The sequence below is a fragment of the Flavobacterium sp. CYK-55 genome (assembly GCF_018413465.1).
Lineage (GTDB): Bacteria > Bacteroidota > Bacteroidia > Flavobacteriales > Flavobacteriaceae > Flavobacterium.
Genome location: NZ_JAHCDK010000009.1, coordinates 68,454 through 84,102 on the forward strand (window position 1 = coordinate 68,454; position 15,649 = coordinate 84,102).

At 38.5% G+C, this 15,649-nt stretch carries 15 protein-coding genes; 4 read left to right on the top strand and 11 right to left on the bottom strand.

Features of this window, described 5'->3' with window-relative positions; translation table 11 throughout:
• Positions 1–44 precede the first annotated feature (44 nt).
• The 9 genes from KIH23_RS10410 to KIH23_RS10450 form a co-directional block, all read right to left on the bottom strand.
• Complete coding sequence (locus tag KIH23_RS10410; protein ID WP_213213428.1) at positions 45–2,537, bottom strand: endonuclease; 2,493 nt, start codon at positions 2,535–2,537, stop codon at positions 45–47.
• Between the two features lie 105 nt (positions 2,538–2,642).
• Positions 2,643–4,475, bottom strand: a complete 1,833-nt coding sequence (locus tag KIH23_RS10415; protein ID WP_213213429.1) for a hypothetical protein — start codon at positions 4,473–4,475, stop codon at positions 2,643–2,645.
• A 293-nt stretch (positions 4,476–4,768) separates the two neighbouring features.
• On the bottom strand, positions 4,769–5,272 hold the full coding sequence (locus KIH23_RS10420; protein WP_213213430.1) for a CAP domain-containing protein: 504 nt from the start codon (positions 5,270–5,272) through the stop codon (positions 4,769–4,771).
• A 244-nt stretch (positions 5,273–5,516) separates the two neighbouring features.
• Positions 5,517–6,161, bottom strand: coding sequence for a pyridoxamine 5'-phosphate oxidase (pdxH, locus tag KIH23_RS10425; protein ID WP_213213431.1), 645 nt, complete (start codon positions 6,159–6,161; stop codon positions 5,517–5,519).
• A gap of 26 nt (positions 6,162–6,187) precedes the next feature.
• Entirely contained in the window at positions 6,188–7,093 is a 906-nt protein-coding gene (locus KIH23_RS10430; RefSeq protein WP_213213432.1) for a ribonuclease Z, read from the bottom strand.
• A gap of 7 nt (positions 7,094–7,100) precedes the next feature.
• Complete coding sequence (locus tag KIH23_RS10435; protein WP_213213433.1) at positions 7,101–7,433, bottom strand: ribonuclease Z; 333 nt, start codon at positions 7,431–7,433, stop codon at positions 7,101–7,103.
• Positions 7,434–7,496: 63 nt separating this feature from the next.
• Positions 7,497–8,423: an aspartate carbamoyltransferase catalytic subunit gene (locus KIH23_RS10440; RefSeq protein ID WP_213213434.1), complete on the bottom strand. Its 927-nt coding sequence runs from the start codon at positions 8,421–8,423 to the stop codon at positions 7,497–7,499.
• On the bottom strand, positions 8,420–8,974 hold the full coding sequence (pyrR, locus tag KIH23_RS10445) for a bifunctional pyr operon transcriptional regulator/uracil phosphoribosyltransferase PyrR (protein ID WP_213213435.1): 555 nt from the start codon (positions 8,972–8,974) through the stop codon (positions 8,420–8,422). Before pyrR ends, KIH23_RS10440 begins: the two co-directional genes overlap by 4 nt.
• Before the next feature lie 87 nt (positions 8,975–9,061).
• Positions 9,062–10,681 carry an ABC-F family ATP-binding cassette domain-containing protein gene (locus KIH23_RS10450; RefSeq protein WP_213213436.1) on the bottom strand — a complete coding sequence of 540 codons (1,620 nt, stop codon included), beginning with the start codon at positions 10,679–10,681 and terminating at the stop codon, positions 9,062–9,064.
• A gap of 152 nt (positions 10,682–10,833) precedes the next feature.
• On the opposite strand from KIH23_RS10450, the gene KIH23_RS10455 reads away from it, so the two are divergent.
• On the top strand, positions 10,834–12,240 hold the full coding sequence (locus KIH23_RS10455) for a TlpA family protein disulfide reductase (RefSeq protein ID WP_213213437.1): 1,407 nt from the start codon (positions 10,834–10,836) through the stop codon (positions 12,238–12,240).
• A 188-nt stretch (positions 12,241–12,428) separates the two neighbouring features.
• Here the strand turns inward: KIH23_RS10455 and fsa are convergent, their stop codons facing one another.
• Positions 12,429–13,085, bottom strand: coding sequence for a fructose-6-phosphate aldolase (gene fsa / locus KIH23_RS10460; protein ID WP_213213438.1), 657 nt, complete (start codon positions 13,083–13,085; stop codon positions 12,429–12,431).
• A 332-nt stretch (positions 13,086–13,417) separates the two neighbouring features.
• Between fsa and KIH23_RS10465 the strand changes: the two genes are divergently transcribed.
• The 3 genes from KIH23_RS10465 (at position 13,418) to KIH23_RS10475 (ending at position 14,759) form a co-directional block, all read left to right on the top strand.
• Positions 13,418–13,750 (top strand): ArsR/SmtB family transcription factor, encoded by a 333-nt coding sequence (locus tag KIH23_RS10465; RefSeq protein ID WP_213213439.1) that lies wholly within the window; start codon positions 13,418–13,420, stop codon positions 13,748–13,750.
• Positions 13,751–13,768: 18 nt separating this feature from the next.
• On the top strand, positions 13,769–14,227 hold the full coding sequence (locus tag KIH23_RS10470) for a DUF6428 family protein (protein WP_213213440.1): 459 nt from the start codon (positions 13,769–13,771) through the stop codon (positions 14,225–14,227).
• A 118-nt stretch (positions 14,228–14,345) separates the two neighbouring features.
• The gene (locus tag KIH23_RS10475) at positions 14,346–14,759 is read left to right on the top strand and encodes an arsenate reductase ArsC (protein ID WP_213213441.1); all 414 of its coding nucleotides are present in this window, start codon (positions 14,346–14,348) and stop codon (positions 14,757–14,759) included.
• A 2-nt stretch (positions 14,760–14,761) separates the two neighbouring features.
• Here KIH23_RS10475 and KIH23_RS10480 read toward each other — a convergent pair whose 3' ends face one another.
• Positions 14,762–15,565: an SDR family oxidoreductase gene (locus KIH23_RS10480; RefSeq protein ID WP_213213442.1), complete on the bottom strand. Its 804-nt coding sequence runs from the start codon at positions 15,563–15,565 to the stop codon at positions 14,762–14,764.
• Positions 15,566–15,649: the final 84 nt, after the last annotated feature.

Genomic DNA, 15,649 nt, shown 5'->3' on the forward strand with positions numbered 1-15,649 from the left:
CATATAATAGGGCCTCAAGAAAATTAAAAAAGAAGATATTTTGATTAAAACCCGTCAGGAATTATTTCCATTATAAAATCCATGTAGTTGGTTTCCCAAATAACATAGTCACTTGAATCAACTATACCGTCACCACTGATATCAGCATCTTCTTGACCAAATGCGAAATCATTGTATCTGGTTTCCCATAAAACATAATCAGTTGAATCGATAACTGAGTCTTGGTTGATATCTCCTGAATATAAAGCCCAAATTCCTGATTGAACTTCTGCCATATTGTTGCCAAATGCCATTGAACTTGAAGCGGTAAAATCATAATTTAACGGTGTGTTGCCAATCAATTGCGGACTAGCACTCCATGTTCTGATAAAGTTATTTCCTTCAATAACAATATAATAAGATCCGCTAGGTGCTGTATTAAATGTACAAACAGCGGTTCCGTCGGTTTTTAAGGTTGCAATACAGGTATCAACTTTACTAAAATTAATCGGACTAAATAATGAAACTTCAATCTGAGCAACATCTGTATTATTAGAACTGACATTTTGATTTAATAAAACAGGGTCCATTAAATTTGTGTTTACATTATAGTAACCTTGTATATCAACTTTTAAATTCACTAGTGCGCCACAGCCAATTGTTATTGTCATTGTTGTTGAACTCGCGCATTGACCAACATTAGGCGTAAACGTGTAAGTTGTTGTAACAGTATTATTAATTGGCGGTGACCAGGTTCCGCTAAAGCCGTTCAGAGATGTGGTTGGCAAAGCAGCTATAGTCGAACCAGAACAACTTACAGCTACTTGATCAAAAGTTGGTGTAATCAATGAAGAGCATGATGTTGCAATGATATTTGAATTGGCCGAGATTGTTGAACCATTCTTGGCACGTAAGCGATAATAATAAATAGTACTCGGAGCTAATCCTGAAACGATTGTATTGTTGGTCGCTTGTCCTGATATAACTTTTCCTTGATAACCGGGTACAAATGAATCAATCAAATTGTTATTATTGAACGAATGTGTTCCCAAATCAGAAACATCATCAACATCCGAAACTAGCCATTGGGTTGATAAGCTTGGGAAACCAGTTGTGGGATTAACAGTTATTCCTGAAGTTATTGATGGCAAACGGGTGAGCGTTTTATCTAAAGTTGTAAATGTGCTACTGGTCCATGCAGTTCCGGGGTCTTCGCCAATTCTACCAAAAATATCAACATACGAAGCTGTAGAAATCTTGTACAAAGCAATTGCGTCATCGCCATTAAAATCAAAATTGCTTAATCCTGTTGTCTGACCTGTATATAGATTGGTATTGATGTTTTTATAAACAACCGTTGAACCGTGTGGTAATGTCCCACTCAACTGATTTGAAAAAGAAGCATTTGTGGCACCGTTGAGAAAAAGTTGCAATCTATAATCACTTAAGTTTACCGAAGCGCCTGTTCCGTTGTAAATTTCAATATACTTATTAGAGCCTGAGCCTTCAACATACTCAGAAAAAAGCAAATCATTGGTAAACTGAGGGTTGGCAATCGAAAAATTTGGATGGGTACTCACATCTAGTAAATATCCATCAGTAGCATTTGCAACCGTATTCCAATTTGCTGTAAAAGCAGAAGAACTAACGCTTGTAGCTGCTGTAGCCACAGGAGCAGATACAGATAAAGGTGTACCCCAAATAGCTGATACATATTCAGGATGGTCTACAAAAGGATTTCGATTGTGTTGCGGCGTTTGATAATATATTGCATTGTTACGGGATATCTCTTTGGCACTAACCGGGTCGTTGGTACTCCAATCTATGAGCATATTTAAAAACCATGATTTATACTGATTACCGGTTATTAAATCAGCTATTTGCATAGTTGAATTAGCCGACACCCAACTGCTAACCTGATCCTTATAACGAGTAATAATATACAAATAAGCTCGGGCAAAATCACCCTTGTATTCATCGATGGGTTCAAAGACAAAACCCGTATATCCTGTAATTCCACAATTACCAACTTTGCTTCCGTTGGTTGATGTCCAAGAAACGGCTGTAGGGTTTACTTTGCCAATGGGATAATTATTTTTTTTGTTGTTCACATACTGATCTGCCGGAAATAAATGATGCAAATCAGTATACTGTGGATTGGTCGCATTATCAGCTCCACCCCACCACGACTTAGGAAAACAATGTTCTCTTGAATAACAATCGCCTTCGGCTGCTGATGTTCCGCATTGCGATGTAAACAAAGTATAAGTATAGGCTGGTGAACTACTTGGTCTATCGCTGTACATATCCCAAATAATGTTTGGAGATGCAGGTCGAACATCAGTATATTGATACGCATCCCAAGTATCAAAACTGGTACTGGTATAAGGCAATTTTATATGGCCATTACTAATGATGGTCTTAAGTTCAGTTCGCAAGGTTTCACCACTAAGCCCATTAGCACTATCATAATAACCCGAAGGAATCTGAGACCATGATAACTGTGATAGTAATACTAAAAACAGTAAACTAAAATATAATCTGTAACTACTATTCATATTAAAAAAAACGCTGTAAAAGTAGAATAAAAAAATTGTCTAGTTAAAAACAATTACCAATAGCATTAACCCTATTGGATTATCTAAATAAATGTCCATAAATATCTACTGATAATTAACCAAATTAGGTTTGTTCATTTCAAAGTCTTGCAATCCAAAATTATACGTGCGCAATGAATTTGTTTTGAATGGTGCTGTCATATCATCGGGTAAAGTCGGAAAATAGGAAAATGAAACCTGAAAATTACTGAACACCCAATAATCATTACTAATAATCAACCCCACACCAAATTCAGAAAACAACTGACTTCTACTAAACCCTGTGTCAGCTTGTCCAAGCATTCCCATGGTATAACTCAAATAAGGGTTCAAGCGAAAACCAACCAATTGCCAAGGCGAATAACCTTGCATCTGAAAAGTAAGCAATAGCTTTTTGGTTCCGTATAGTTGATTGCTGTTAAATCCTGAAATTCCAGTTTCACCGTTGAGCGATAATCTATCGGTATTTGAGTCAATTCGTTTGGTTCCAATCACTGCGCGCGGCCTAACAAACTGACGAAACTTCCAACGTCTTGAATCAATCAAATTCGTAAAATAGGTTACACTAAAATTATAGGCACTCTGTTCGGTAACGTGTTTATTAATAAATGTACCATACTCAAAATCAGTAGCTATATAACCAAAACTATAATAATTTCCGAAAGCAATTTTAGCTCCGAAATAAATCCGATCTTGAGCGTTCTTATTTTGCAATCCGCTGGTTACTGAATAGACAAAACCGGTGGCAATGTCTTCAACCACATCAAAATTAAATACATACTTTTCTTGAAGGTATTTTCGCGAAGAGATTCCAAGACTAAATAAATAGAGTTTCTCTGCCGAATATACACCTAAAACATCTTGACCGATCACTGGTTTTTCTGAATATTTCCTATTAAAAAAACGCGCCGTGGCAATGATGTTTGTATTCCTATTATGATCAGTATTCTCAGTAAATATGGGCGTTGAGTGACCGGCCCATACATCTTGTGATTCATATTTTGAGCCTATAGCTTCTGTAGCTGTTGGTGTATCAACTGGTAAAATTCGCTCAAACTTTTGATCTAAATATACACCGGCTGCCCAGCGAGCAAAAGGTGAATAAAATGGTCTTTCAACATTGATTGACTTGATATAATTTCGTTTTAAATCAAGATCATACTTAACTGTTGTTGTAATAAAAGTATTTTTAATATTCGGAACTGTATAACTTGCTCCAAAACCATCATTACTACTTGTTAAATCTTTGGTATAAGTATTAGAAAACTCATGTCCGGTTCCTAAAAAATTTCGCTCTTTGACGGTAAAAACAGACTTTGAAGTTGTCAAATTCATTTCTGGAACTAAACTCCATGCATCAAGGGCTCTAATATAAACATCAACTGAATCCGACTTTTTAGAAACCCGTTGCACAATAACAGCTACACTTCGAATATATCTTTGACGACGAATCAATCGCTCAGATTCTCTTAAAAGCAAAGAATCAAGCGGTTCATTTTCTTTAATCATCAATAAATTATGAATAGCAAAATCACGCGTTTTCATGTGTAAAGCGTTTCCTGCTTTGAGTATTCTTTTACGCGGCTTTTGTGCTGTATCACTCACTGAATAACCAAATGGATCCAAGGTTTTAATGTATATCTTTCTAATTATTTTTCCTTCAAGTTTTTTAAGGTTTTGTTTCTTGATTGGTTTGCTGGTTGATTTAACTTTTGGCTTTGACAATGGCTCAAAAATTAGTCGATGCAAATAACTGGTAAACTTTCGCTTTTTAGAATATTGCTCAATGGCTCTGTATACCTTGGCGGTATCTTTCTGTGTTTTATTTTGTTGCGCACATAAAGTTTGAAAAGACATCATGGATATAACAACTAAAAAAAACAAGCGATGAAACTTCATAATTAGGTTTACAAATTAAAAACATTCCAAAGTTAAGTTTATTGAATTGATATAAAAGAAAAAGACTGAAATGACAACAGACGATTTTAATGATATAGTAAACTTTGTTACAGCTCAAGACTCCAATTGATTTTAAATATGATCCAACTAACTATATTAATCAATATAACTGCTCGTATAGATGCCAATAACAAACAAGTTCAATTCTAAAAATGAGATAAAATAAAAAAACCACCCGTGAAGGTGGCTTTAGTGTCAAAACAAAACATAATTAAATTAAACTCAATTTTAATTTATTTTTTAATGAAAATATTAGTATAGTATTTTCTACCGGTAGTTGGATCTTCTTTGATGGCTATGCCAAAATGTGTGAAACTGCCTTCAATGTTGGCTTTGTGCCCAGGGCTTCTTAGCCATGCGTTGAGTGCCCCAGCTGGAGACATAAAATTGTAAGCCACATTTTCATTCACTTTCACAGCGCCTAAAACTTCAATAATGTTTTCAGAACGGGCAGCAAATAAATCATGATTAACTACTTTTTTAGCAATCATATACTGAGTGTGTTCTTCAGATTTGTAAGAAACGTGGTTAATTAATTCAAGCGGGTTTAAACCTATGCTAACGCGGTGCTGATTGATTAAATCAGCTAACTCTAATTCGTCAACATTGTAGTCATAGCTCTGAACCAATTCAGGTTTGGCAACAGCAGAGCTATCTTCAGAATCGTTTGAAGAGCAAGAAATCATTGTGAACATGAATGCCACCGGCACCAATGCTCTGAGTAGAGATGTTTTCATGACTAGTAGGTTTTAAGTTTAAAGTAGATTGTGGGGCAAACTTCTTTAAATATGTTTTTTTGTTATTAAGAACGTGTTCGTTAGATTTGGTTCAGCAATACTACATCAAACATCGTTTAAGTAACAAATAAAATCGATGAAATACACAATATTGAATTTTTAATATGTATTTTTCTTACAATAATTGAATTTAAGAATAAAAAAAGACCAACTAAGTGATCTTATAAAAAATTTGTGCCTATTTCTAAGGTGCCAATCGGTCAATCGCCCATGAATATTCATCTTGTAAGTTATATCTTATTCGGTCATGCAAACGATTCGGTCGACCTTGCCAGAATTCAACCGAAATGGGCTTGACTAAATATCCGCCCCAATGCTCCGGACGATTCACTTCTGTGTTTTCAGTATCAATTTCAAGCTGATGCAACTTATTTTCTAAATAATTCCGATTTGGAATCACCTCAGACTGATCTGAAACCACTGCGCCCAGCTGACTTCCTTTAGGGCGTGATGCGAAATAATTGTCTGAAACATCTTTTGAAGTTGGCTCAGCCATTCCTTTTATAATGATTTGGCGTTCTATGGATGGCCAGAAAAAAGAAAGACACAACTGCGGATTTTTGGCTATAGCCCTACCCTTTTCTGAATGATAGTTGGTATAAAAAATAAAACCTTCTTCGTTGTATTGTTTGAGCAAAACCACACGCGCTTTCGGAAAACCATCCAATCCGATTGTTGAAACCGTCATTGCATTGACTTCATCTACTCCACCGAAATCTTTGACTTCACAAAACCATCGGTGAAACAAATTCATCGGATCTTCCGGAATCATGTGCTCTAACAATTCACTTTTCTCATACGATTTTCGAAAATCACTCAAATCATTCATAACAAAATATTTAGATCAAAAGAAAATTAAAATTCAAAAAAAACGCCATCATCACCCAACAAAACATTTTCAAAAATAGGTTTCGCCTCATCTTTAAAACGCTCAATACTTTCATAACGCGTTGAATAATGCCCTAAAACCAGTTGTCCTACACCCGCTGCTTGAGCTATTTGAGCCGCCTGAGCCGCCGTACTGTGCATGGTTTTAGCACCTAATTCTTCTTCCGAGTTCAAAAAAGTTGATTCGTGATACAACACATCAACACCTTTTACATAAGTAATTAAATCTTCGTCATAAACCGTATCTGAACAAAAAGCATAGCTCTTGGGCGCCGGCGGATCAAAAGTCAAAGTCTCATTGCGCAATACTGTGCCGTCGTCTAAAGTCAAATCATGACCGTTTTTGATTTTCTGAAAATAACAAGTCTCTATACGATGTTCTTTGACCGCCTCAAAATTAAGTTTGCGTTCAGCGGGCTTTTCGCGGAATAAAAATCCGTTGGTATACACGCGATGTTTGAGCGGAATAGTATGTACTGTAACTTTATCATCTTCAAAAATCAATTCGCTTTGATTTGATTCTAATTCATGAAAAAACAAACCATAACTCACCCATGAATTCGACAACCGCAACTGAAGCACAATCACTTCTTTAATGCCTTTTGGGCCGTAGATGTGCAAATCATTTACGCGATTGAACAACATAAAAGTGGATATCAAGCCAATCAATCCATAAAAATGGTCACCGTGCAAATGCGAAATAAAAATATGGTTGATTTTAGAAAACTTGATTTTATGTCTGCGCAATTCAACTTGTGTTCCTTCGCCGCAATCGATCAAAAAAAGCTCATTGCGCATTTCTAAAACTTGCGAAGTCGGATGCGTCAACGTGCGCGGGGTGGCCGCATAACAGCCCAATATGGTTAGATTCATTGACATTTTAAAAGCCTAAATCGCGCTCAATTTCTTCCATTTCAATCATATCATGCGCTTCGAGCAAAGTAGGAACGACCGTGAGTTTATTTTTGACGGCGTTAAAATCATCGCAATCGGCCACGACAACAAATGATTTTTTTCCTTTGAGATGCAACTTGGACAAATCGGCAAAATCATTCACACGGGCTACTGCCAAATTGGTGTAAGCCAATAAATCAAGAATGATATTTTGCTTTTCAAAACTTTTGTGCTCGTGCGTTACTTTGGCCAAAAAAGAAGTCAAATCACCCTGGGTATCTTTGATGATTGTAGTGTGGCCTTTTTGATCGACTTTCATAAGAAATAGAAATTAAAATCGATGGCTAAGGTACAGTTTTTCGGAGGATTTTTTACAGGTGAATCACTGAATTTTAGCAGCCAACAAATAGATCACGGCCATGCGAATCGCGACGCCATTTTCAACCTGATCCAAAATCACCGACTGATGCGAATCGGCCACTTCACTAGTAATTTCAACCCCACGATTAATCGGCCCCGGATGCATGATGACAATTTCTTTGTCGAGTGATTCGAGTAATGACTTATCAACACCATAACGCTGCACGTATTCACGCGTTGACGGAAAATAACTCACATCCATACGCTCATTTTGCACACGCAACATATTGGCCGCATCACACCAATTGAGTGCTTTTCGTAGATCAGATTCTACCTGAACACCTAAAGATGCAACATAGCGCGGAATAAGTGTTTTGGGTCCGCAAACTTTAACTTCAGCGCCCAACATCTGCAATGCATAAATATTAGACAACGCCACTCTTGAATGCAAAATATCGCCAACAATGACCACTTTCTTCCCAGCCAAATCTCCGAGTTTTTCTCTAAGTGTAAAACTGTCGAGTAAACCTTGCGTTGGGTGCTCGTGCGCTCCGTCACCGGCATTGATGATACTGGCTTTGACGTTTTGAGACAAAAACAAAGCGGCGCCCGGATGTGCATGTCGCATCACAACCATATCAACTTTCATCGCCAAAATATTGTTGACCGTATCGATTAATGTTTCGCCTTTTTTAACGGATGATTGTGCCGCCGAAAAACTAATCACATCCGCCGAAAGCCTTTTCTGGGCGAGTTCAAACGACAATTTTGTACGCGTACTGTTTTCAAAAAAGATGTTGGCAATAGTGGTATCACGTAATGAAGGTACTTTTTTAATCGGACGATTGATGACTTCTTTAAAGTGAGCAGCCGTTTCAAAAATAAGTTCTATATCTGAAGGTTGCAGATACTTGATTCCCAATAAATGTTGGACACTTAATTCACTCATGGCTGCGGATTGTTTTTAGAAATGAGGTAAACGGCATCTTCATTTTGCACTTCTTGCCAATGAACGCGCACTTTTTCATCATTGATGGCATCTACCTGACGACCATAATAATCAGGTTGAATAGGCAAATGACGACTAAATCGACGATCAATCAGCACCAAAAGTTCTATCGCAGTCGGACGCCCGAATGATTGAATAGCTGTGAGTGCCGAGCGAATGCTTCGTCCGGTGTACAACACATCATCAATAAAAACTACTTTTTTGTCATCGACCAAAAAATCAATGCGGGTTTCACTAGCCTCAAAAGATGGCGCATGTTGACGAAAATCATCTCTAAAAAAAGTAATGTCCAAATACCCCAAAGGAACCTTTTTGATTCCGTATTCAGATTGCAATAATTTTTTGAGACGCTCAGCCAAATAAATACCGCGTGGCTGAATCCCGACCAAAACTGTCTGCGAAAAATCAAGGTGATTCTCGATAAGCTGACAGGCCAATCGATGCAAGATAATGTTAACCTCGCGCGGGCTGAGCAAAAGTTTTTGACTCATGGTTGTTGTGTTGTTGCGCGTGTAAAAGTACAATTTTTATCCATCGAATTAAAATAAAAACTCCCGCTAAAAAACGGGAGCTTCATATTATACGGTATACATTTTCTTTCTGAGTTCTTGAATTTTATCATCATCTAAATAATCGTCAAAAGTCATGTAGCGATCAATTACCCCTGTTGGCGTAAGCTCTACTACTCTATTGCCGACCGTTTGTGCAAACTCGTGGTCATGCGTGGTAAAAATCACCGAACCTTTGAAGTTTTTGAGTGAGTTATTGAACGCCGTGATGGATTCCAAATCGAGGTGATTCGTGGGTTCATCCAACATCAATACATTGGCGCGCTCCATCATCATGCGCGATAACATACAACGCACTTTTTCACCACCCGAAAGTACGCGTGCGGTTTTGAGCGCTTCTTCGCCCGAGAAAATCATCTTGCCTAAAAAGCCGCGGATGTTTACTTCTTCGCGCTCTTCTTCGGTTTTGGCCCATTGGCGCAACCAATCTACAAGCGATAAATCATTCTCGAAATATTCGTGGTTCTCTACCGGCAAATAAGCTTGATTGGTCGTGATGCCCCAGTCAAATTTTCCGGCATCGGCGGTTTGTCTTCCGTTGAGGATTTCATAAAAAGCAGTGGTTGCACGCGAGTCTTTTGAAAACAAAACAATCTTGTCGCCTTTGTTCATATTCAAATCAACGTTGGTAAACAAAGTATCACCTTCAATAGATGCTGCCAATCCTGAAATGTTCAAAATCTGATCACCAGCTTCGCGTTCTTGGTCAAAAATAATGGCCGGATATCTGCGCGATGACGGTTTGATATCGGCTATGTTGAGTTTTTCAATCATTTTTTTACGCGAGGTAGCTTGCTTAGATTTGGCTACGTTGGCGCTAAAACGACGGATGAATTCTTCGAGTTCGGCTTTTTTCTCTTCGGCTTTTTTGTTTTGTTGCGCGCGCTGTTTGGCTGCTAGTTGGCTGGATTCATACCAAAAAGTGTAGTTCCCAGAATAGTGGTTGATTTTTCCGAAGTCAATATCTGAAATGTGTGTACAAACCGCATCCAAAAAGTGACGGTCGTGCGATACCACAATCACGGTATTCTCATAATTGGCCAAAAAGTTTTCAAGCCAAGTAATAGTTTCTAAATCCAAATCATTGGTCGGCTCATCCATAATCAATACATCCGGATTTCCGAACAAAGCTTGTGCTAACAATACGCGAACTTTAAGCTTACCATCTAAGTCGCTCATGTTCATATAGTGCAAATCTTCGGTAATGCCTAAGTTTGATAACAAGGCTGCCGCTTCTGAATCGGCGTTCCATCCGTTCATTTCTTCAAATTGCACCTGAAGTTCACCAATTCTGTCGGCGTTTGAATCGTTGTAATCTAAATACAAAGCGTCCATTTCTTTTTTCACGGCATAGAGGACTTTGTTGCCCATCATGACCGTTTCTAAAACCGTGAATTCATCAAACATGTTGTGGTTTTGGTTGAGCACGGACATGCGTTTTCCCGGCTCTAGGTGAACATGGCCTGAAGTTGCATCCATCTCGCCTGAAATGATTTTGAGGAAAGTAGATTTTCCGGCTCCGTTGGCACCGATCACTCCGTAGATGTTTCCGTGTGAGAAGGTTGTATTTACCTCGTCAAACAAAACTCTTTTACCGAATTGAACCGATAAATTATTAACTGTTAACATGAATTCTGGTTTTAAAAAATTTGCGCAAAAGTATAAAAAAATCTAGGCATTTCTTAGGCTTATGACCAATAAATTAAACGATTCTTATTTAACGATGCCTTAACAGTAAAACTCAGCCCAACTAAATATTTTTGTCGACTAGTTTTCATTAGATGCGTCTGAAAAAAATACATACTTTAGTACTAGTTTCTTCATCATTAGTGGCTCTGCTGTATTCATGCAACAAGCAATTCAAAGAAGATAATTTTACAGCCTATTTTGGTGGAGAAGTAACCAATCCCAGTAATCCGTATGTATTGTTCTGCAAAGACAACGAAGTGATTGACAGCGTCAAAATTGACAAAAACAATCGTTTCTTTATTAAATTTGATTCACTTGCTCCGGGTTTATATACCTTCAAAAACGAACCCGAATATCAATACGTTTACTTTGATAAAAACGACAGCATCATGGTGCGCATGAATGCTCAGGATTTTGACAACTCGATTATTTTCTGTGGACGTGGTGATCAAAAAAACAACTTTTTGATGGAAATGTATGTCAAAAACGAAGAAGACCGCGGAAAGCTTTTTGACGTTTTTGATTATGATATTCCGGCTTTTGAAAAAAATATAGATTCATCCTATCAAGCCAAAAAACGCTTTTATCAAACCAAGAAAGGAGCTATTAAATGGAGCGATGATTTTGATGTGTATGCCCAAGCCGCACTTGATTTCTTTCATTATTCCAAAAAAGAAATCTATCCGATGGCACATCAATTCAGAACCGGTGAAGACATCGTTGAAAAATTACCCAAAGATTTCTACAGCTATCGAAAGCAGATCAACTTCAACGACGAAAAACTGACTACTTATTCGCCTTTCGTCAATTACTTAACACACATGCTCAACAATGTTTCGGCCATTCATTACCACAATCACTATACGCCGGTAGATATGGCTTTACGCACCAACATCAACAAACTCAATATTGCCGATACGCTCATCAAAAATAAAACAGTCAAAAACACGGTTTTAAACAACATTGCTTTTACCTATTTGCTTGAAGATCAAAACATGGTCAACAACAAAATATTTTTAGATACTTATCACAAATATTCTACAGATAAAAGTAAGAAAAACGAAATCCTCAAAATCGGCAACGCCATTCAAACGCTCAAATTAGGCAACGCGCTGCCCAATGTTGATTTGATTGACCAAAACGATAAATTGGTTTTACCTGAAAGTTTCCCGAAACAAAAAAGTGTGGTGTTTTTGTGGACAGAACATTTGTCATCACACATGAGCGCAGTGCACAAAAAAATAGCAACGCTCAAAGCAGCCCATCCTGATTATCAATTCATCGGAATTTGCCTTGACAAAGACCACAAGCGCTGGAAATCACTGCTCGAAAAAAACAAATTCAATGGCGTTATTGAACTGCGCGCCGCCAACTTTGAAGACCTTAAATCAAAATGGGCCATCATGAAAGTGCATCGCACCATTGTGCTCGATCAAAACGGTAAAATCAAAAATGCATTTACCAATTTGTTTGATGTAAATTTTGAGAAAGAACTTTAAAAGACCGCTGCGCTGTTAGACAAAAGAGAATTTGAAAATGAGATGATTTGAAAATTTGGAAATGAGATGCATATAACAGAATGCTTCAACTAAACTTCTTAAACCTTTTCAACTTCTTAAACTTTTTAAACTTCAATAAAAAAACGGCTCCTTTTCTGGAAGCCGTTTTATATTTTCAATCATTATTCTTATTGATTTCCTTTGGCATAATCAGCCAAGAACTGCGCCAAACCATTATCAGTCAGCGGATGTTTGAGCAAACCTAAAATCGCCGAAAGCGGTCCGGTCATCACATCAGCACCCAACTTAGCACAATTCACAATATGCATCGTATGACGCACCGATGCCGCCAAAATTTCGGTTTCAAAACCGTAGTTGTCATAAATCAATCTGATTTCTTCAATGAGCGCCATACCATCGGTAGACACATCATCTAAACGACCAATAAACGGCGAAACATAAGTAGCTCCGGCTTTGGCAGCCAACAAAGCCTGACCTGCCGAAAACACCAAAGTTACATTGGTTTTGATGCCTTTATCTGAAAAATATTTACATGCTTTTACGCCTTCCTTGGTCATCGGCAATTTCACCACAATTTGCTCGTGCAAATCAGCCAATTCCTCGCCTTCGCGGATCATTCCTTCCAAATCAGTCGCAATTACTTCAGCGCTTACATCGCCTGTTACAATATTACAGATGTCTACATAATGCTTCAAAATATTGTTTTTACCGGTAATTCCCTCTTTGGCCATCAGCGACGGATTGGTGGTCACTCCGTCTAAAATTCCGAGCGCTTCTGCCTCGCGAATGTCGTTCAAATTGGCCGTGTCAATAAAAAATTTCATATGCTTAGTTTTAAAAGTCTTTTGTTTTTGGGCGTTTCCCTGCGCCATCTCGGCACTCATTCGTTTTGGTAAATGCTCGAACTACTCGATGGGCTGCGGGTCAGGCCATACGCTGCTATCTTTTTCGCTCGTCGCTCAAAAGGATATCCGCTGCTGTCCTTAACGCGCCACAAAAATACTCAATTGTATCGTGCTGCCAACAGATTTTTAAAAAGATATCTGTGTTTAAAATGTCTCAAATTAATCGTTGTCTGTTTTATTCAAAAATTTAACATTCAAAAAACGAGCGGCTATTCTATTTATCGTAATATTGCAATATTAAAATACAAATCATGGGCGCGTCCAAAACCGAACATTTTACCGAACGTCAAAATCAAATAGCCGCATTGGCCAAAGCCTTAGCGCATCCGGCGCGTGTGGCCATTATTGAATATCTGATGAGTGTGAACACCTGTATTTGCGGTGACATTGTCAATGTATTGCCCCTTGCCCAGCCTACGGTTTCGCAACACCTCAAAGAACTCAAAACAGCCGGCCTCATCAAAGGAAGTATTGAAGGAACCGCTATTTGTTATTGCATCAACGAGCCGGCGCTCGAAGTTTTGCAGAACTATTTTGCGGCCGTAAGCCAGCAACTCGAACAAAAGAAAAATAATTGTTGTTAATATAAATTATAGATTATCATGAAACTATCACAAGTAAAACAAATACTCGATTCAGTTGAACAAGTTCATTTTGAATTGACCGATGGAACAAAGGTTCCCGAACATTTTCACATTACCGAAATTGGAGCGATTACCAAAAAATTCATCGATTGCGGCGGAACCATCCGCGAAGAAAAAATCATCAACTTCCAACTATGGACCGCGCGTGATTTTGATCATCGACTCAAACCACAAAAAATGAAAGACATTATTTCATTGTCAGAAAAAGCTTTATCGCTTGAAGACGCATCAGTTGAAGTCGAATATCAATCAGATACCATCGGTCGCTATGATTTAGATTTTGCGGGCGGTACATTTATCTTACAACCCAAAAACACGGCTTGTTTGGCCCAAGATCATTGCGGAATTTCTGCCGAACAAATGCCTGAAACCAAAGTTAAAACTTCATGTTGTTCGCCAGATGCAGCTTGTTGTTAAGTTTTTTCAGCAATACAAAAAGGCAATCATCATCACAATGGCGGTGGTTGTCTTGCAACTTATCTTTGGGTTTGACCCTAAATTTTGTCTGATGAATATAATTTGGCTATTGGTATAAATGAAAAATATTTTAGTTCTCTGCACCGGAAACAGTTGCCGAAGTCAAATAGCCGAAGGTTATCTTCGTTATTTTGCGGGCAACAAAGCCAACATTTACAGCGCCGGAATTCAAACCCACGGAGTCAATCCGAAAGCTATTTTGGTGATGGCTGAAGATGGTGTTGATATCTCTATGCATACTTCAAATCATGTAGATGAATACGCTCAAATTAATTTTGACTGGATTATTACCGTTTGCGATCACGCCCGAGAAAGTTGTCCGATAATACCAAGTAAAGCCATCAAGCTTCACCACAATTTTGCGGATCCGGCCAAAGCCACCGGAACCGAAGATGAAATTTTAAATCAATTCAGAACCGTTCGGAATCAGATCAAAGAATACTGCCGCAATTTTGTAGAAAATAACCTTTAAAATTATAGCTTATAATGGTTCATGAGTAGTTTTTCATAAACCGTATCGGGCAAAATGCGTTTGAGCACAATAGAGAATTTCTGCATAAAAGCGCCCACTTTGTAATGCACTTTGGGTTGTTTTTGCTGGATGATTTCATAAATAGCCACGGCCATTTCACGCGGATCGCTGCCTTGGTCTACATGCTCGTTCATCATCTGCAGCGTTTGTCCGTAGCTTTGTTCATAGGCTGAACCGGCCACTAGCGGCGCATGATAGCGCCCGGCAGCAATATTGGTGGCAAAATCACCCGGGGCTACATCGGTAATTTGAATTCCAAAAGCTTTGACTTCCATGCGCAAAGCTTCGGTGATTAAATACAACGCGCCTTTAGAGGCCGAATAAGCGCTGCGATACGGCAAGCCCATATATCCGGCAATCGAGGTAATATTGATGATGAGCCCTGATTTTTGAGCGCGCATCTGCGGCAATACGGCGCGCATTACTTCAATCGGGCCAAAAAAATTAGTATCAAAATGGGCTTTGAGTTCTTGGGTCGGGATTTCTTCAAGCGGTCCGGTAATGCCCACACCCGCGTTGTTGATCAAAACATCTAATCGGCCGCAGCGCTCTATGACCGAAGCCACGGCAGCACTTATGGATTCTGGCTTTGTGACATCAAGTTCCAACAACGGGAAAACCGAACCTGAAACTTGCTCAGGCTTGCGACTGGTGCCGTACACGGTAAAACCTTTTTCGTGCAAAAATGCACCGATTGATTTACCGATTCCGGAAGATGCGCCGGTGATGAGAACCACTTTGCTCATAATTTGGTTGTTTATGAAAGTTTAAGAAGTGTAAAAGGTTTAAAAAGTTTAGTTGAAACATTCTGTTCGTTGAATAATCTCATT